The 18653-nt window shown below is 43.9% G+C and carries 19 protein-coding genes and 1 pseudogene; 19 read left to right on the forward strand and 1 reads right to left on the reverse strand.

Going from position 1 to position 18653, the window contains the following annotated elements; translation table 11 throughout:
- Positions 1-46 precede the first annotated feature (46 nt).
- The 4 genes from tgt (at position 47) to secF (ending at position 4437) form a co-directional block, all read left to right on the forward strand.
- A complete protein-coding gene (gene tgt / locus NLG07_RS06105) occupies positions 47-1165 on the forward strand; it encodes a tRNA guanosine(34) transglycosylase Tgt (protein ID WP_254854574.1) in 1119 nt (372 codons plus the stop codon).
- A 67-nt stretch (positions 1166-1232) separates the two neighbouring features.
- Positions 1233-1571 carry a preprotein translocase subunit YajC gene (yajC, locus tag NLG07_RS06110; RefSeq protein ID WP_254854575.1) on the forward strand — a complete coding sequence of 113 codons (339 nt, stop codon included), beginning with the start codon at positions 1233-1235 and terminating at the stop codon, positions 1569-1571.
- Between the two features lie 70 nt (positions 1572-1641).
- Positions 1642-3486, forward strand: a complete 1845-nt coding sequence (gene secD / locus NLG07_RS06115; protein WP_254854576.1) for a protein translocase subunit SecD — start codon at positions 1642-1644, stop codon at positions 3484-3486.
- 9 nt (positions 3487-3495) lie between these two features.
- The gene (secF, locus tag NLG07_RS06120; RefSeq protein WP_254854579.1) at positions 3496-4437 is read left to right on the forward strand and encodes a protein translocase subunit SecF; all 942 of its coding nucleotides are present in this window, start codon (positions 3496-3498) and stop codon (positions 4435-4437) included.
- Positions 4438-4522: 85 nt separating this feature from the next.
- Here secF and suhB read toward each other — a convergent pair whose 3' ends face one another.
- Positions 4523-5302, reverse strand: coding sequence for an inositol-1-monophosphatase (gene suhB / locus NLG07_RS06125; RefSeq protein WP_254854580.1), 780 nt, complete (start codon positions 5300-5302; stop codon positions 4523-4525).
- A 168-nt stretch (positions 5303-5470) separates the two neighbouring features.
- Here suhB and trmJ point away from each other — a divergent pair, with 168 nt between their 5' ends.
- From trmJ to hisS, 15 genes and pseudogenes are all read left to right on the forward strand, one after another.
- Positions 5471-6178, forward strand: a complete 708-nt coding sequence (trmJ, locus tag NLG07_RS06130; protein ID WP_254854582.1) for a tRNA (cytosine(32)/uridine(32)-2'-O)-methyltransferase TrmJ — start codon at positions 5471-5473, stop codon at positions 6176-6178.
- Between the two features lie 11 nt (positions 6179-6189).
- Positions 6190-6996 (forward strand): annotated as a pseudogene (gene cysE / locus NLG07_RS06135) (serine O-acetyltransferase); the annotation flags it as partial.
- Between the two features lie 104 nt (positions 6997-7100).
- Complete coding sequence (iscR, locus tag NLG07_RS06140; RefSeq protein ID WP_254856821.1) at positions 7101-7568, forward strand: Fe-S cluster assembly transcriptional regulator IscR; 468 nt, start codon at positions 7101-7103, stop codon at positions 7566-7568.
- A gap of 11 nt (positions 7569-7579) precedes the next feature.
- On the forward strand, positions 7580-8803 hold the full coding sequence (locus NLG07_RS06145) for an IscS subfamily cysteine desulfurase (RefSeq protein ID WP_254854584.1): 1224 nt from the start codon (positions 7580-7582) through the stop codon (positions 8801-8803).
- A gap of 77 nt (positions 8804-8880) precedes the next feature.
- Positions 8881-9261, forward strand: coding sequence for a Fe-S cluster assembly scaffold IscU (iscU, locus tag NLG07_RS06150; RefSeq protein WP_254854585.1), 381 nt, complete (start codon positions 8881-8883; stop codon positions 9259-9261).
- 31 nt (positions 9262-9292) lie between these two features.
- A complete protein-coding gene (iscA, locus tag NLG07_RS06155) occupies positions 9293-9616 on the forward strand; it encodes an iron-sulfur cluster assembly protein IscA (protein WP_254854586.1) in 324 nt (107 codons plus the stop codon).
- Positions 9617-9650: 34 nt separating this feature from the next.
- Entirely contained in the window at positions 9651-10166 is a 516-nt protein-coding gene (hscB, locus tag NLG07_RS06160) for a Fe-S protein assembly co-chaperone HscB (RefSeq protein ID WP_254854587.1), read from the forward strand.
- Position 10167: 1 nt separating this feature from the next.
- Positions 10168-12027, forward strand: a complete 1860-nt coding sequence (hscA, locus tag NLG07_RS06165; protein WP_254854588.1) for a Fe-S protein assembly chaperone HscA — start codon at positions 10168-10170, stop codon at positions 12025-12027.
- 24 nt (positions 12028-12051) lie between these two features.
- The gene (gene fdx, locus NLG07_RS06170) at positions 12052-12390 is read left to right on the forward strand and encodes an ISC system 2Fe-2S type ferredoxin (protein ID WP_254854590.1); all 339 of its coding nucleotides are present in this window, start codon (positions 12052-12054) and stop codon (positions 12388-12390) included.
- A 90-nt stretch (positions 12391-12480) separates the two neighbouring features.
- Entirely contained in the window at positions 12481-12912 is a 432-nt protein-coding gene (gene ndk / locus NLG07_RS06175; RefSeq protein WP_254854592.1) for a nucleoside-diphosphate kinase, read from the forward strand.
- Between the two features lie 96 nt (positions 12913-13008).
- On the forward strand, positions 13009-14136 hold the full coding sequence (locus tag NLG07_RS06180) for a bifunctional tRNA (adenosine(37)-C2)-methyltransferase TrmG/ribosomal RNA large subunit methyltransferase RlmN (protein ID WP_254856822.1): 1128 nt from the start codon (positions 13009-13011) through the stop codon (positions 14134-14136).
- 31 nt (positions 14137-14167) lie between these two features.
- Positions 14168-15139 carry a type IV pilus biogenesis/stability protein PilW gene (pilW, locus tag NLG07_RS06185; RefSeq protein WP_254854594.1) on the forward strand — a complete coding sequence of 324 codons (972 nt, stop codon included), beginning with the start codon at positions 14168-14170 and terminating at the stop codon, positions 15137-15139.
- A gap of 17 nt (positions 15140-15156) precedes the next feature.
- Positions 15157-16161 (forward strand): RodZ domain-containing protein, encoded by a 1005-nt coding sequence (locus tag NLG07_RS06190; protein ID WP_254854595.1) that lies wholly within the window; start codon positions 15157-15159, stop codon positions 16159-16161.
- Between the two features lie 2 nt (positions 16162-16163).
- On the forward strand, positions 16164-17279 hold the full coding sequence (ispG, locus tag NLG07_RS06195) for a flavodoxin-dependent (E)-4-hydroxy-3-methylbut-2-enyl-diphosphate synthase (RefSeq protein ID WP_254854598.1): 1116 nt from the start codon (positions 16164-16166) through the stop codon (positions 17277-17279).
- Positions 17280-17373: 94 nt separating this feature from the next.
- Positions 17374-18651 (forward strand): histidine--tRNA ligase, encoded by a 1278-nt coding sequence (gene hisS, locus NLG07_RS06200; RefSeq protein WP_254854599.1) that lies wholly within the window; start codon positions 17374-17376, stop codon positions 18649-18651.
- Positions 18652-18653 lie beyond the last annotated feature (2 nt).

An 18653-nucleotide genomic window follows, 5' to 3' on the forward strand; every position in this document is an offset into this window, starting at 1 on the left:
ATTTTGGCGTGATTTATCCAACGCCGTATTACAGCGAGAATAGTTCGTGGAATTTAAGTTATTAACAACATCTGGTAAAGCTCGTCGAGGTCAGTTGATTTTTGCCCGAGGCATCGTGGAAACGCCAGCTTTTATGCCGGTGGGTACCTATGGCACCGTAAAAGGCATGACCCCAGAAGAATTATCTGAGTCAGGTGCGCATATCTGTTTAGGCAACACCTTTCATTTAATGTTGCGCCCAGGCACTGGAATTATACAGCAGCATGGTGATTTACATGATTTCATGCACTGGGATAAGCCAATTCTGACGGATTCCGGCGGTTTCCAAGTTTTCTCTCTCGGGGACTTGCGTAAAATTGATGAAAATGGCGTTACTTTTCGCTCACCTATTAACGGTGAAAAAATTCTTCTCACCCCAGAAAAATCGATTGAAGTTCAGCGCGAACTCGGCTCTGATGTCGTTATGATCTTTGACGAATGCACGCCTTATCCGGCGACTCATGAGGAAGCTCGAGTATCGATGGAATTGTCAATGCGTTGGGCGAAACGCTCAAAAGATGCTCATGGAGATTCAGAGGCAGCATTATTCGGAATTGTTCAAGGCGGTATGTATGAAGATTTGCGTGATGTGTCGCTCGCAGGATTAACTGAAATTGGCTTTGATGGCTACGCAATCGGCGGGCTCTCAGTAGGTGAACCAAAGGAAGACATGATTCGCGTGATTGATCACATTGCACATCAATGTCCGGAAGACAAACCTCGTTATTTAATGGGGGTCGGAAAGCCAGAGGATTTGGTTGAAGCGGTGCGCCGAGGTGTCGATATGTTTGATTGCGTAATGCCAACACGTAATGCGCGCAACGGTCATTTGTTCGTCACTGACGGCGTAATTAAAATCCGCAATGCCAAACATAAGACGGATACAGGACCATTAGACGAAAAATGTGATTGTTACACTTGTAAAAATTATTCTCGGTCATATCTACATCATTTAGATAAGTGTAACGAGATCCTTGGTGCTCGTTTGAACACCATTCACAATTTGCGCTACTACCAACGAGTCATGCAGGGTTTACGCGATGCATTGGACGCCGACAGATTAGACGAATATGTAGCGGAGTTTTACACAGCGAAAGGTATGGAAGTCCCGCCCTTAGCTAGCTGATTGATTTACAATTTAACAATCAATATTAAATACAAATAACAATTGAAAGACCATAGGAAGAAACATTATGTCATTATTTATAGCAGACGCTCACGCTCAAACCGCCGGTGCTCCAGCAGGAGGAAGTGGTATTGAATTATTAATTATGTTGGCTGTGTTCGGCTTGATTTTTTACTTTTTATTGTACCGCCCGCAAGCTAAGCGTGTAAAAGAGCACAAAAATCTTGTTGCGTCTTTGGCAAAGGGCGATGAAGTGATTACTGGTGGTGGTTTAATGGGTAAAATCACCAAAGTAACAGATGAAAAAGATTTCATCGAAATTGCGTTAAACGACAATAATAATGTCTTGGTACAAAAGAACGCCGTCACAGCCGTTTTGCCAAAAGGCACGATGAAGTCGCTATAACACAAGCGCAAATGGGCACTAACAAGTGCCCATTATTGTTTTACCCCTTGCCAAATTTTAAGGACTGGTCGTGTTAAATAAGACCCCCATTTGGAAATATTTTCTTGTCGTCATCGTACTTGGTCTGTGCGCGTTATACGCTATGCCAAACTTGTATGGTGAGGATCATGCCATTCAAATCTCTGCTAGCCGTAATGCAGTCGTTAATGAACAGCTGCTAGCACGTGTTGAGTCTACGCTTGCGAACGCAGAGATCAAAACCAAACGCAGTGAATTAGACGTAGACAAACTCCTAATCAGGCTGTTTGATTCAGACTCCCAATTAGTGGCCCGAGAAACTATTCAGCGCGCGTTAGGTGACGATTACATTGTAGCCATGAACCTTGCCCCTGATACGCCCCAATGGCTAGCTGATCTCGGTGGTTCGCCAATGAAGCTAGGCTTAGATTTACGAGGTGGTGTACATTTTTTGATGGAAGTGGATATGAATTCCGCTATCGCTAAAGCCCAGGAAGATTTGGTTGGAGATTTTCGCACCTCTTTGCGTGAAGAAAATTTGCGCTATCGCTCGGTAAAACCGGTCGGGCAAAATGTCCAGGTACAATTTCGCGATCAAGACACGTTAGACAGTGCTAAATTCTTTTTGCGTAACCGCAACGGTGATTTGTTATTCAGTGAACGGGACGGCCTCATTTTAGATGTGGCTTTTTCCGAGAATCGCTTACGCTTAATCCGTGATAACGCAGTCAAGCAGAACATTACCATTATTCGTGAGCGGGTGAACCAACTTGGTGTTGCAGAGCCAGTTGTGCAAAAGCAAGGCGCAGAACGCATTGTGGTTCAATTACCGGGCATTCAAGATACGGCGAAAGCCAAAGAGATTTTGAACGCGACTGCGACTCTAGAATTTCGCATGGTTGACCAAGATAACGATGTTCGCGATGCATTGAATGGACGAGTACCGCCTTCTTCTATTCTTCTCAATGACCGTTCAGGACAGCCATATTTACTCAAAAAACGCGTCATGCTAACGGGTAATCACATTGTGGACGCCAACTCGGGCGTTGATGAATACGGAGTGCCACAGGTCAATATTTCACTTGATTCTAAAGGTGGCACGAAGATGTCCCAAGGAACCAAAGATAATATTGGTAACCCAATGGCAACGGTATTCATAGAATACAAAACGACGGGTGAGCGAGATGCGAATGGCAACCTGATTTTTGAGAAAAAAGAAGAGATTATTTCTGTCGCAACAATTCAAGCTCGCTTAGGTGCCTCGTTCCGTATTACGGGGTTAGATTCGCCTAAAGAAGCTAGAGATTTGGCTTTGTTATTAAGAGCGGGTGCTTTGATTGCTCCTATTTCAATTGTCGAAGAGCGTACCGTGGGTCCAAGTCTAGGTGCAGAGAACATTGAATTAGGTATGATTGCCATTCAATCGGGTTTGGCTTTAGTACTGATTTTTATGTTGTTTTATTATAAAGCTTTCGGCATCGTGGCGAATATCGCATTGGTCACTAACCTAGTGATGATAGTGGGTATTATGTCTATGATCCCCGGTGCAACGCTTACTCTACCTGGTATGGCCGGGATTGTTCTGACTGTTGGTATGGCCGTAGATGCAAATGTATTGATATACGAGCGAATACGAGAAGAACTCCGTGAAGGTCGCTCGCCACAGCAAGCCATTCATCATGGTTACGATAGTGCATTTTCTACTATTTTAGATGCAAATATCACGACTTTTATTGCTGGTTTGATTTTGTTCGCTGTCGGTACCGGACCAATTAAGGGTTTCTCTATTACCTTAATGATTGGCATCATCACCTCTATGTTCACGGCAATTGTTGTAACTAGAGTACTAGTGAATGCTATCTGGGGTGGTCGTCGCATTGAAAAGTTGTGGATTTAGGAGAATAACATGCAATTATTAAAAATAAACTCCACAATTAAGTTTATGAAATTGCGCATACCTGCGATGGTTTTGTCTAGTTTATTGATTTTGGGGTCACTTACCTCTTTGGCGGTAAACCAACTTAATTGGGGCTTAGATTTTACTGGTGGTACGCTCATAGAAGTGGGTTACCCTAAAGCGGCTAAGCTTGATGAAATTCGAGCGCAATTGGATGAAGCTGGCTTTTCCGATGCAATCGTACAAAACTTTGGTAGTTCACAAGATGTCTTAATCCGAATTGCTCCACGCGATGGGGTAAAAGCGGCTCAGATAGGTGACCAAATTATGGCGTCACTGCGGGCAGATGGCACAGATGTGGACATGCGTCGAATTGAATTCGTAGGTCCTCAAGTGGGAGAAGAGTTGACGGAACAAGGTGGTTTAGCCATGTTGACAGCGTTGATTTGTATCTTGTTGTACGTCATGATGCGCTTTGAATGGCGTTTTGCGCTGGGTTCTGTCAGCGCGCTTGCGCATGACGTAATCATCACGCTAGGTTTGTTTTCGGTGTTACAACTCGAGTTTGATCTGACCATATTGGCTGCAATATTAGCGGTCATAGGCTATTCACTTAACGACACGATTGTTGTATCAGACCGTATCCGTGAAAACTTTCGCAAAATTCGTAAAGAAGAACCAGAAGGTATTATCAATATCTCTCTGACCCAGACACTGAATCGAACCATTATTACATCTGTAACAACGATATTAGTTTTGTTAGCGCTATTTTTTAAAGGTGGTGCATTGATACATGGCTTCTCAACGGCGTTGTTATTTGGCGTCGTAATTGGAACTTACTCTTCAATTTATATCTCGAGTTCAGTTGCGCTGTTATTAGGTATTTCAAAAGAAGACTTGATACCTGAACAGGTTGAGAAAGAGGGCGAAGACCTAGACCCGTTATTGTAAATTGCAAAAAGAAAAGCGACCTAACATTGAGTGTTTAGGTCGCTTTTGTATGTTTAACAGGTCAACATTTTTCGCGCAAAATTAATTAAGCTTTGTTCAAATATTTTAGTAACTGTTGGGTGACTTTTGGATTGCCACACACGACATCACCTGATGCCAATATGTTTTCTCCACCTTGGAAATCAGTGACCACACCACCTGATTCACGAATCAGAAGCATACCCGCGGCGATGTCCCATGGTTTTAGCTTGGCTTCAAAATACCCATCGTATTTGCCCGCGGCTGTGTAGGCCATATCAAGTGCTGCTGAACCCGAACGACGAATATCTCCTGATTGAATTAAGATGGGTGTAAATTTTGACATGTAATCGGCAATTCGGGCTTTATCGCGAAACGGAAAAGCTGTCGCAATAATCGCTGAAGATAACTCACGACGTTTGCCACAACGAATGCGAAAGCCGTTTAACTGAGCGCCTTGTCCTTTGGTGGCGGTAAACAAATCACCGCGAATTGGGTCAAAGACGACAGCAATTTCAAGTTTGCCTTTTATTTTTAAAGCGATAGAAACAGCAAAATGTGGGATCCCTTGGATGAAGTTGGTCGTACCATCGAGTGGGTCAATGATCCATTGATAATCTGGGTTATCAAGTGTCTCACCGGATTCTTCACCGAGAAAACTATGGTCTGGGTAGGACTGTTGAATCTTACTGATTATGGCCGCTTCTGCTTCGCGGTCAACTTTAGTGACAAAATCATTTGCCCCTTTCATATCAATATTCAAATCATCGCGGTTTTCAAAGCCACGGGTAATAATGTTGCCTGCCGTGCGCGCGGCACGAATGGCGATGTTAAGCATTGGATGCATCACGGTCTCGCTTATCAGTAAAATTCAATTGTCAAAGAACTGCATTGGTGTAGGTTCGCCAACGCATTGTCATTATACGCATCAGAATGAACAGCGCAAAGATAATTTTTGTCTGAGGCATGCTTATGCTAGACTTTGCACCTATTTTTGTGATGACCTTATTTCGACATGCTTGAAAACATTAAGATTGTATTAGTGAATACCTCTCACACCGGCAACATAGGTTCAACGGCTCGGGCAATGAAAACTATGGGGTTAAGTCAATTGGTGTTGGTCGACCCGATTTCAGCACCAGATGGCAAATCCAGTGCGCTTGCCGCAGGCGCTGGAGATGTACTGGCGCAAGCTAAGACGGTTTCGAAGTTAGAAGAAGCGATTGCAGACTGTTCTTTAGTGGTTGGTACCTCAGCGCGTTCACGGACATTACCTTGGCCCATGCTTGAACCAAGAGAGTGTGGTGTTCGTATGGTAAAAGAGTCATTATCAGGGCCGGTGGCGCTCGTGTTTGGTCGTGAAAACAACGGCCTGACCAACGAAGAATTACAACAATGTCATTATCATGTTTGCATCCCTGCCAACCCTGAATATTCATCTTTAAATTTGGCCGCTGCAGTCCAAACCTTATGCTACGAAATTCGCATGGGCTATCTCAAGCAAAACGAGTATCCTGATGTCGAACAAGAATATCCTCTAGCTGAAGATTTGGAGCGGTTTTATGCCCATTTAGAAAGCACGCTTAAGGATACCGGGTTTGTGGTAGAGAATCATCCGGGACAAGTGATGGTAAAATTACGACGCCTCTTTAATAGAGCTCGCCCAGAGCGCCACGAATTAAATATCTTACGTGGCATGTTGAGCTCAATTGATAAAAAGTAAACAAAGAGACTGATATGTTTCGTTCTATCAGAGAAGATATTAAAAGTGTATACGCCAGAGATCCTGCAGCGCGAAACGCGTGGGAAATTATAACTAATTATCCTGGTTTGCATGCTATTTGGTTGCATCGCTTAAACCACAAATTATGGGGCTGGGGCTGGTATTGGCTAGCCAGAACATTGTCTAATGTAGGGCGGTTTATAACCGGTGTGGAAATCCACCCCGGAGCAACGTTAGGTCGACGCGTTTTCATTGACCATGGTATGGGGGTTGTTATAGGTGAAACGGCCAATATAGGTAATGACGTTACTCTATATCACGGTGTGACATTGGGTGGAACTAGTTGGAAAGCGGGCAAACGGCATCCTACCCTTGAAGATAATGTTGTCGTCGGCGCAGGAGCAAAAGTACTCGGTCCAATTACTATGGGGCGAGGTGCTAAGATTGGCAGTAATTCCGTGGTCGTGAAAGACGTTCCCGCCGATGCGACAGTGGTTGGTATTCCTGGGCGCATTATTATGGCCAAGCCAACCATAGATGAGTCAGGTGAACGAGCTAAAATTGCCAAAAAATACGGCTTTGATGCTTATGCAGTTTCCGATGAAAACCCCGATCCAGTTGCTAATGCGATAGGTTTATTGTTAGAGCATGTACATCAAATGGACAATAAAGTAGTAGAAATGTGCCATGCCATTCAAGAAATAGGGGGGGATGTGTGCACTCAAGATTTGCCCAAAGTCGATTTGCAAGACTTTGTTGACTCAGGCATTGAGCCAACCACTGCAAAAAGTCCCGATGATTTTGACCCGCATATTTAGCGTTACATTTTATTAACAATACTTGACTAAAATAGTCGGACAAATACTTGACTATTTTAGTCGGGATTGTACAATTACGCCATTACATGAAATGAGGTGTGATGATGAAACTAACGTCAAAAGGTCGCTACGCGGTCACCGCAATGCTTGACGTTGCTTTACACTCTACTGACGGACCAGTACCCCTTGCAGATATTTCTCAAAGGCAAGAGATTTCACTCTCTTATTTGGAGCAGTTGTTTGCTAAATTACGCAAACAATCCTTGGTTGAGAGTATTCGTGGCCCTGGCGGTGGTTACCGTCTTGGACGCCGTCCACAGGATATTGCGGTGGGTGAGGTAATTGCAGCAGTAAACGAAAGCATAGATGCGACGAAATGCGCTGGTAAAGCAGATTGTCAAGGTGGCGAGAAGTGTTTGACGCACAATTTGTGGCAGGATTTGTCTGAGCGAATTAGTGAGTTTTTGGACAGCATTAGTTTGGGCGAGTTAGTTGAAAGACAGCATTCTCACAAAGCCTCTGATATCAATAACCATTTAAACCAAAAAATCAACGTGAATATACAGTTGTAAGTGGAGCAACCATGAGTGAATTACAATTACCAATTTATTTAGACTACTCGTCAACAACCCCTGTTGACCCAAGGGTTGCCAAAAAAATGGCCGAGTGCCTACAAATGGAAGGTAACTTTGGCAATCCAGCCTCGCGTTCACATCGCTTTGGTTGGGTAGCAGAAGAGGCAGTAGATATTGCACGTAATCAAGTTGCGGATTTGGTTAATGCAGACCCACGTGAGATCGTATTTACCTCTGGTGCAACCGAATCAAATAATTTGGCAATCAAAGGTGCTGCACACTTTTATCACAAAAAAGGTAAGCACATCATAACTTTGAAGACGGAGCACAAAGCAGTTTTGGATACATGTCGTCAGCTAGAGCGTGAAGGATTTGAGGTTACTTATCTTGAGCCGATGAGCAATGGTTTGGTTGACCTTGAAGTGTTAGCAAACACGATGCGCGATGACACAGTGCTCGTCTCAATTATGCACGTCAATAATGAAATCGGTGTGATCCAAGACATCGCAGCCATTGGTGAGTTGTGTCGCAGCCGCAAGATTTTATTCCACGTTGATGCTGCGCAATCTACTGGCAAAGTCGAAATTGATTTACAGAACCTAAAAGTCGATTTGATGTCTTTCTCAGGTCACAAGACTTATGGTCCCAAAGGCATTGGTGCATTGTATGTGCGTCGTAAACCACGGGTTCGTATCGAAGCCCAAATCCACGGCGGTGGCCATGAGCGCGGTATGCGTTCAGGCACACTCGCGACACACCAAATCGTCGGTATGGGTGAAGCGTTTGCTTTAGCGAAAGCGGAAATGGCCTCAGAAAATGAGCGAATTCGCGTCTTACGTGACCGTTTGTGGAACGGTATTAAAGATATTGAGGCAGTATACTTAAACGGCGACCTAGAACAGCGGGTAGTGCACAACCTGAATGTGTCATTCGCTTATGTAGAGGGTGAATCTCTGATTATGGCGCTTAAAGACATGGCTGTATCTTCCGGTTCGGCCTGTACGTCTGCATCACTTGAGCCTTCATATGTGCTTCGTGCATTGGGTCTCAATGATGAATTGGCACACAGTTCTATTCGTTTTAGTTTTGGTCGTTTTACCACTGAAGCTGAAATAGATTACGTCATCGATGTAATTCGTAACGCAATTGATAAGTTACGTGAAATGTCTCCATTGTGGGATATGTATAAAGACGGTGTAGACCTAGAATCGGTCGAGTGGGTTCACCACTAAATTGTTTGTGCGTCTTGGCGTTAGCCAAGTGCATGAATTTAAAGATTATGAAAGGTTAAAAAAGTAAAGGTACAATTATGGCATACAGTGAAAAAGTCATCGATCATTATGAAAATCCTCGAAATGTAGGCGGATTCGACAAAAACGATCCAACCGTTGCAACGGGTATGGTAGGTGCGCCAGCGTGTGGTGACGTTATGAAGTTACAGCTCAAAGTAGGTGAAAATGGTATTATCGAAGATGCTAAATTTAAAACCTATGGCTGTGGTTCTGCGATTGCTTCGAGTTCGCTTGTAACCGAGTGGGTCAAAGGTAAAACCTTAGATGAGGCGACCACAATTAAAAACACCGATATTGCGGAAGAGCTTGCTTTACCACCAGTGAAGATCCACTGTTCAATCTTAGCTGAAGATGCAATCAAAGCAGCCGTTGCAGATTACAAAAAGAAAAACGCTTAGTTCATAGATACAAAAGTTATAGGAGATATAAGTGGCTATCACAGTAACTGACGCAGCAGCACAAAGAGCTAATGCTTTTTTACAAAATAGAGGGCATGGTCTTGGTTTGCGCTTAGGTGTAAAAACCACTGGATGCTCAGGGCTGGCTTATGTTTTAGAGTTTGTTGATGAGCTAAATGAAGACGATACTGTGTTTGAAGACAACGGGGTAAAAGTCATTATTGATGGTAAAAGTCTTGTTTACCTTGATGGTACACAGTTAGACTTTGCCAAAGAGGGGCTCAATGAAGGCTTTCAGTTTAACAATCCAAACGCAAATGGTGAGTGTGGTTGCGGCGAAAGCTTTAACGTCTAATGACGCAACTTAAAGCATGATAAACCAATAGACCATGAATTATTTTTCACTATTTAACCTTCCCGAAACGCTAACGCTGGATACTCAAGCGTTAGCGTCTTCTTATCAGACCTTACAAAAGCTCACCCATCCAGACAAATTTGCCACAGCATCGGCACAAGACCGGCGTATTGCTATGCAAAAAAATGCTCAAGTTAATGATGGTTACAGCGTGTTAAAACATCCACTGACTCGAGCACAGCATTTGTTGAGTTTGCGTGGGTTAACCATAGATAATGAACAACATACCTTGGGTGATCCTGAGTTTTTGATGCAACAAATGGAGTGGCGTGAAACGCTAGAGGAAATCGCTTCAGATGAAAATGCACTTGAACAAATGCAAGACGATATCCAAGCTCTAATAAAAGATAAGCTCACAGCGTTAGACGCCATGTTTGAAGAGGATGGCTCTGATAATGAAGACATCGCAAATGAGATTAGAAAACTCACGTTTATCTATAAATTTTCCGCGCAAGTAGAGGCGCAATTAGACAAATTGGACGATTTTTAACATGGCATTATTGCAGATTGCAGAACCTGGACAAAGTGCAGCCCCACACCAACGCAAACTTGCCGTTGGTATCGATTTGGGGACAACTAATTCACTGGTTGCGACGGTGCGCAGTGGGCAGCCACAAACCTTACCTGACAGCCAGGGCCGAACTTTATTACCTTCGGTGGTCCGTTATCACGGTGGCGAAAAGACTATCGGCTTTCCAGCACAAGCAGATGCTACTGACGATCCAGTCAATACTATCGTCTCGGTAAAACGCTTTCTTGGCAAATCCCAAGATGAAATTTTAGCAACATGGCCGAATCTACCCTACCACTTTGTGCAACAAAGCCAAGGAGTAGCACTTCTTGCAGATGGTAAATCGAGAAATCCTGTTGAAATATCAGCTGACATTTTACGTCATCTGCGTCACCGCGCAGAGGCTTCACTAGGCGATGAGTTAACCGGTGCTGTGATTACGGTTCCTGCCTACTTCGATGATGCACAAAGACAAAGCACGAAAGACGCAGCGAAATTAGCTGGTTTACACGTTCTTAGATTATTGAATGAACCCACTGCGGCAGCTATCGCATATGGTTTGGATTCTGGACGAGAAGGGCTCATTGCAGTTTATGATTTGGGTGGTGGCACCTTTGATATTAGCATTTTGCGTCTGCACAAAGGCGTGTTTGAAGTGCTCTCCACCGGAGGCAATGCCAGTTTAGGTGGTGATGATTTTGATCATGCAATTGTGCAGCACTGGACAACACAATGGGAATTGTCTGAGTCGCTGCAAAAATCACAATACAGACGATTAGTGTCTTTAGCCAAAGCGACCAAACAAGCATTGAGCGATGCCCCCTCTATTACGCAAACTATTGAGATAGACGGTCAATCCTTTGATGCTTCCCTAGAGCGTGAAACGTTTGAAAATTTAATCGCGCCATTGGTTAAACAAACAGTAAAAGCTTGTCGCAGAGCCTTAAAAGATGCAGAAGTCAGCGCTGATGAGGTGTTAGCAGTCGTCATGGTAGGGGGCTCAACACGAGTTCCATTGGTGAGAGTACAAGTTGGTGAATTTTTTGGGCAAGAACCATTAACTTCTATTGACCCAGACCAAGTGGTAGCTTTAGGGGCGGCAAGTCAAGCAGATATTCTTGCGGGAAATAAGCCCGATAGTGAAATGTTGTTACTAGACGTTTTACCTCTATCGCTTGGTATCGAAACGATGGGGGGGTTGGTCGAAAAAATTATCCCTCGAAATACCACCATACCGGTTGCAAAAGCTCAAGAATTCACCACATTCAAAGATGGGCAAACAGCGATGATGGTGCACGTATTACAAGGTGAACGTGAACTCGTCGATGATTGTCGCTCTCTGGCGAAATTCACGTTAACAGGGATTCCACCGATGACGGCGGGAGCTGCGCATATTCGTGTGACATTTCAAGTCGATGCGGATGGCTTACTCAATGTTACCGCACAAGAAAAAAGCACAGGCGTGCAAGCGGAAATCCAAGTGAAACCATCATTCGGTCTCGCTGAAGAACACATTGCAGAAATGCTCAAAGCCTCAATGGCAAATGCAAAAGACGATATGCAGCAGCGCATGTTAAAAGAGCAACAAGTAGAAGCGGCAAGAGTACTTGAAGCACTAGAAGCAGCCCTAGATGAACATAGAGAGTTATTAAGTGAAGAAGAGTTTGCACAATTGCGTCAAAGCATGGATACTCTCGCTGAAATTTCTCAAGGGCATAGCACTGATGCGATTAAGGCACAAATTGAAGTCGTGGATAATGCCTCACAAGCCTTTGCTGCTCGTCGGATGGACATATCCATTCAACAAGCGTTAGCGGGCAAACAAGTCCAAGACATCTAAATTCTGAATAAGCAGGAGACGGTAATGACCCAAGTCATATTTTTACCCCATGATGAACTCTGTCCAGATGGTGCAGTGTTAGAGGCCAAAAAAGGCGAAAGTGTTTTAGATGTTGCATTGAAGAATGGTATTGGTATCGAGCATGCGTGTGAAAAAGTGTGTGCTTGCACGACTTGTCATGTGATCATCCGTGAAGGGTTTGATTCGCTCGCCGAATCAGATGAGTTGGAAGATGATTTATTGGATAAGGCATGGGGGCTAGAGCCTGAATCCCGTCTAGGTTGCCAAGCGATTGTGCAAGACGAAGACTTGGTTGTGGAAATCCCCAAATACACTATTAATCACGCAGCCGAAGAGCATTAAAAGACGAGTAAATAAAATATTCGAGTTTTTGTCTGGTTTTGCTATAATCTGCGAAATTTTTTTAGATCAAAGAATTACAAGGAGCCTATCATGGCCTTAGAAAGAACTTTTTCAATTATCAAGCCGGATGCAGTCGCTAAAAACGTGATTGGTGCTATCTATAACCGCTTTGAAAGCGCTGGCCTTAAAATTGTTGCATCAAAGATGGTTCACTTATCTCGTGAAAAAGCTGAAGGCTTCTATGCAGAACACAAAGAGCGTCCATTCTTTGGTGCATTAGTCGACTTTATGACGTCGGGACCAGTAATGGTACAAGTGCTTGAAGGCGAGGATGCGGTAGTGAAAAATCGTGAAATTATGGGTGCGACTAACCCAGCAGATGCTGCTGCAGGTACTTTACGTTCTGATTACGCTGAGTCGATTGACGAAAATGCCGTTCACGGTTCTGATGCCCCAGAGTCAGCTGCTCGTGAAATCGCGTATTTCTTCTCAGAAGAAGAAATTTGCCCACGCACTCGCTAAGCAAAACCAAATAGAGAAAAGGGAGCTTAGGCTCCCTTTTTAGTTTAAAATAGCCTATGAATTTGGCCTGTGGCCATCGCTACTGAGATAAAGAAAATGACTGATACGGGTAAAACCAACTTATTGGATTTGAATCGCGCTGGGATGCGAGATTTTTTGTCAAGTATTGATGAAAAACCCTTCCGAGCTGATCAAATTATGCAGTGGATTTACCATCATGGTGTCAGTGATTTTGACGAGATGTCGAATATCAATAAGGTGCTAAAGGCTAAGCTCAAAGAGCATGCCGAAATCAAAGCTCCCGAAATTGCTTATCAGCAAAATGCGTCAGATGGGACGATCAAATTTGCGCTAACCTTAGAAGGTGGGCAAGAGGTTGAGTCGGTATGGATCCCTGAAACCGATCGTGCTACCTTGTGTGTCTCCTCTCAGGTTGGTTGTGCGTTAGAATGTACATTTTGTTCTACTGCGCAACAGGGCTTTAATCGGAATTTACGAGTCAGTGAAATTATTGGACAAGTGTGGCGTGTGGCAACCACATTAGGTTTGTCTAAAGATACGAAACAGCGTCCAATCACTAACGTAGTCATGATGGGGATGGGCGAGCCATTATTGAATGTCAAAAATGTGGTGCCAGCCATGGAGTTGATGATGGACGATTATGGTTTTGGTTTGTCTAAACGTCGCGTAACGCTTTCCACATCTGGTGTTGTCCCAGCGTTAGATAAATTAGCCGATCAAATCGATGTCGCTCTGGCCATTTCCTTACATGCACCGGATGATGAATTGCGCAATGAGATTGTTCCAATAAATAAAAAATACAATATAGAGACGTTTTTACGCTCGGTTCGTGGCTATTTGCAAAAATCCAAGGCCAACCAAGGTAAAGTGACGATTGAGTATGTCATGCTGTCACATATTAATGATTCGACCGAACAAGCGCATGCATTGAGTAAAGTACTGAAAGGTACACCATGCAAAATCAATTTGATTCCGTTTAATCCTTACCCCGGATCGCCATATACCTGTTCGAGTAATTCTCGAATTGACCGTTTCGCCAAGGTACTTATGGCGGATGGCTATACGGTCATGGTACGCAAGACCCGTGGAGATGACATAGATGCGGCTTGCGGACAACTCGTTGGTGATGTGGTCGACCGCACCAAACGCATGTTAAAAAAACAGATGAACGGTCCTGCTATTGACGTTAGAATAGCTAAATAATTAGATAGATTAAAACAACCGAGGAGTTTTCATGCGACGTTTATTTGTAGCGTTAGTGTGCATTGCGCTGATGGCCTGCGGCAGTACCTTGGAAGAAGAAGCAAACACAGTTACCGACCCACTAGGCGCTGCCAAAACAAGATTATCATTGGGGTTGTCATATTTGCAGGCAGGGAATTATTCTCAAGCAAAGTTTAATTTAGACAGAGCGTTATCCTTTGCACCACGGTATGCAGATGCGCATTTTGGAATGGCATATTATTACCAGCAAGTAGGTGAGACAACGCTTGCTCGCAATTCATACGATACTGCACTTGGTCTTGCACCTAACGATCCTGAAATCAGTAATTCCTACGGTGCATTTTTGTGTCTCCAAGGTGAATATGACGCTGCGGAACAACGCTTTCTTGCGGCTGTAAATGCTCGTGATTTTATTGCGGCGGCTGAGACTTATGAAAATGCTGCAGTGTGCCAACAAAGCAAAGGCGATATTGAGAAGGCCATTTTTTATCTCAAAAAATCGCTTAACCATCAGCCTAGACGTGTTACCGTACTCGCCTTATTGGCCGAACTGCAAGTGAGTCAGAAGCAATATGACAATGCCAAAGACACACTTGAGCGCTGGGAAGCTGTGACGGGCATTACTGCAGATTCAACGTATTTGCGCTATCAAATTGCTCAAGTACAAGCTGATAAATCCACTAAGAAACGTTATGCTCGTATCTTAGTGGATCGTTTTGCGCAGCATCCCAACGCTCAGAAAGTAAGCTTTGATGATGTGGTTTCTAAAGAGGTTCAACCATCTTCTATTATTGAACCAAGCACACAAAAAGAAAAAGTTGATGCAAGCACTCTTATCGTACATGAATTAAAATCTGGTGAAACCCTTTATCGATTGTCATTAAAGTATAATGTGAGTGTTGCCCAATTGATAAAATGGAATAATCTTGAAAATGTTTCACGTTTATCAGTCGGTCAAAAAATTATTGTAAGTCAACCTTAACCAAGGATTTATCAGGAATGACAGAGCAAACTGAGCACGGCCAGGTATCGACGTCTGTCGGTCAGCAACTACATAAAGTGCGGCAACAGAAACAGTTGTCAGTTCCAAATATCGCGCAACAACTTTGTTTAAAAGAGCAAATTATTTATGCGCTGGAAAATGACGAAACGTTGTCGAATGTGGCCCCTACCTTTGTCAAGGGATACATCCGCGCATATGCCAAAATTCTTGGTTTAGACGGAGAATCACTCGTCGAGCAATACAATGCTGCTCATTCAGAAGACAGTCAGTACAATGCGCCAATGATTTCATTTTCGCGCAAAGTGGCTCGCGAAAGTATTGATTCCCGCTGGATGTTGGTAACTTATGGTGTCGTCGCCATATTGATTTTGATGATCATTATTTGGTGGTATCAACAAACCCAAACCAACTCTCTTGTGGTAACGCCTGCTAATCCAATAGTGCAAGAGCCCTCAGCGGTTATAGAGCCCTCAGCGTCTACAGAGCCCTCAGCGTCTACAGAGCCCTCAGCAGATTTGAAACCGTTAAGTGAACCAGAGTCTACAGAAAATCCAGTTTCTGTTACTGCGGAAACGGTTTCTGAGTTAGAGCCATCAGCATTAGTGACTGTCCCTCTCCTAAATACTGAACAAGAGCAAAGTGCCCCAGATATTTCTCAAGTAATTACTGCATTAGAAAACGCCGATCCAGATGTGGATAGACCATTGCTTGCCAACGTGAATTTTGAAACTGAGTTAAGTGAAGAAACCTCCTCGATTGAATTAGTTTTTACCTTTGCTGAAGACTGTTGGATTAAGGTGACTGATGCAACAGGAAACGATATTGCATATGGTGTGAAGGACGCTGGGCGAGTCATGCCCGTTTCAGGTATGCCACCATTTTCTGTAGTACTTGGAGCTCCTGCAGGCGTTTCGATTAGTTATGCTGGAACTCCAGTGGATTTGTCTGGTTTTCCTTATAATCGAACTGCACGATTTAATTTGCCATTGGAGGCGCAATAGTTATGTTTACCGAATCCCCGATTAAACGTCGTCAATCTACTCGAATTAATGTGGGCTCTGTGCCGATTGGTGATGGAGCGCCGATTGCAGTACAATCAATGACGAACACACCTACTACTGATGTGGCCGCTACCGTTGCACAAATTAATCGAATTGTGGCGGTAGGCGGTGAAATTGTGAGAGTTTCGGTTCCAACTATGGAAGCGGCAGAAGCGTTTAAACAAATTCGTCAACAAGTCTCAGTGCCATTGGTTGCAGATATTCATTTTGATTACAGAATTGCCTTAAAAGTAGCCGAATATGGTGTGGATTGCTTGCGGATTAACCCGGGTAATATTGGCAATATGGAGCGAGTGCAATCGGTGGTTGATTGTGCCAAAGATAAGGGTATTCCGATTCGAATTGGTGTAAATGGAGGTTCATTAGAGCGCGATTTACAAGAAAAATATGGAGAGCCAACGCCAGAAGCGTTAGTTGAATCTGCGATGCGTCATGTTGATATATTGGATAAGCTCAATTTTGATCAGTTCAAAGTATCGGTAAAGGCATCTGATGTATTTTTAGCAGTTGGTGCATACCGCTTGCTTGCTCAGCAAATTGACCAACCTCTACATCTAGGGATCACTGAAGCGGGTGGACAACGTGCTGGCGCGGTAAAAAGTGCTGTTGGCCTAGGTATGTTACTTGCTGAAGGTATTGGCGATACGTTGCGTGTGTCATTAGCCGCCGATCCGGTAGAGGAAATCAAAGTCGGTTTTGATATTCTCAAATCATTGCGTATTCGTTCACGTGGTATCAACTTCATTGCTTGCCCAAGTTGTTCTCGTCAGGAGTTCGATGTTATTAATACGGTCAATGCACTGGAGCAACGAGTCGAAGATATTTTGACCCCAATGGACGTTTCTATAATTGGATGTGTGGTTAACGGTCCTGGTGAAGCTGAAATCTCAGATTTAGGTTTGACTGGGGCACGAAATATGAGTGGCTTTTATGAAGATGGTAAGCGTCAACGAGAACGCATTGCAAATTCTGAATTGGTTGACGTATTGGAGCAAAAAATTCGCGCAAAAGCAGCGCAACTTGATCCCTCTAAGCGCATTGATGTCACTGAAGTGTAGCAAGTTGTTAATTTACACACTTAACACTATACCTGATTACGTAAAGCCCATATAATATGGGCTTTATTTTTTGTTATACCATGTGAGATACGCAGTGGCCAAAACGTTACAAGCCATCCGTGGGATGAATGATTGCTTGCCTAATGAAACAGGTATTTGGCAATACGTCGAATCGATTTTACGCGATACAGTCGCCGCCTATGGCTACCAAGAGATCCGTATGCCGATTGTCGAAAGTACCGAATTGTTTAAACGCTCCATAGGTGAAGTGACCGATATTGTCGAAAAAGAAATGTATACCTTTGACGATCGCAACGGTGATTCATTGACGCTGAGACCAGAAGGTACAGCCAGTGCAGTGCGTGCAGGGAACCAGCATGGGTTAATTTATAACCAACAACAGCGACTTTGGTATCTAGGTCCTATGTTTCGGCATGAGCGCCCACAAAAGGGACGTTATCGTCAGTTTCATCAATTTGGTGTAGAAACTTATGGTCTCGCCGGTCCCGATATTGACGCCGAAATCATCGCCATGAGCGCACGCTTGTGGAATCAGTTTGGTATTTCTGACAAGGTACACTTACAGCTTAATTCACTGGGCTCAAATGCTGCACGCGAGGCTTATAAAGCTATTTTGGTTGAGTATTTACAGGCAAACTTTGACGCTTTGGATGAAGATTCACAACGTCGTTTAGAGTCTAATCCATTACGAGTATTGGATAGCAAAAATACCCAAGTTCAAGCCGTCGTTGCCAATGCACCTAAGCTATCAGAGCACCTTGATGAGGAATCAAAGCTGCATTTTGCTCAGTTATGTGAACGTTTGACAGATTTGGGTATCTCATACACCGTTAATGACAAACTCGTTCGCGGCTTGGATTATTACAATGCTACGGTATTTGAATGGGTGACTGATGCCCTGGGGGCACAGGGGACAGTGTGTGCTGGTGGCCGTTATGACGGTTTAGTTGAGCAACTTGGCGGCAAGCCCGCCCCAGCAGTTGGCTTTGCGATGGGAATGGAACGTATTGTTTTACTCCTGACAGAACTGGGTTTGACTGACTCCGTTGCTCCACCAGTCGATGTGTATGTCACTGCATTAGGCGATGAGGCGAATGCCTATGCCATGAAGGTCAGTGAGATATGTCGTGATTTGACCACTTTGCGAGTCATGCAACATTGTGGTGGTGGCAATATGAAAAAACAACTCAAACGCTCGGATGCTTCAGGCGCTGCGGTAACATTACTACTCGGCGTGGATGAAGCGACTGAGCAAAAGGTAACAATCAAATATATGCGTGGTGACGAACCACAGACAACAGTGGCTTTAAATGATTTGGCCGACGTTTTAACACAATATTTTAGTAACTAAAA

The organism is Alteromonas sp. LMIT006 (assembly GCF_024300645.1).
In the GTDB taxonomy this organism is placed as follows: Bacteria; Pseudomonadota; Gammaproteobacteria; order Enterobacterales; family Alteromonadaceae; genus Opacimonas; species Opacimonas immobilis.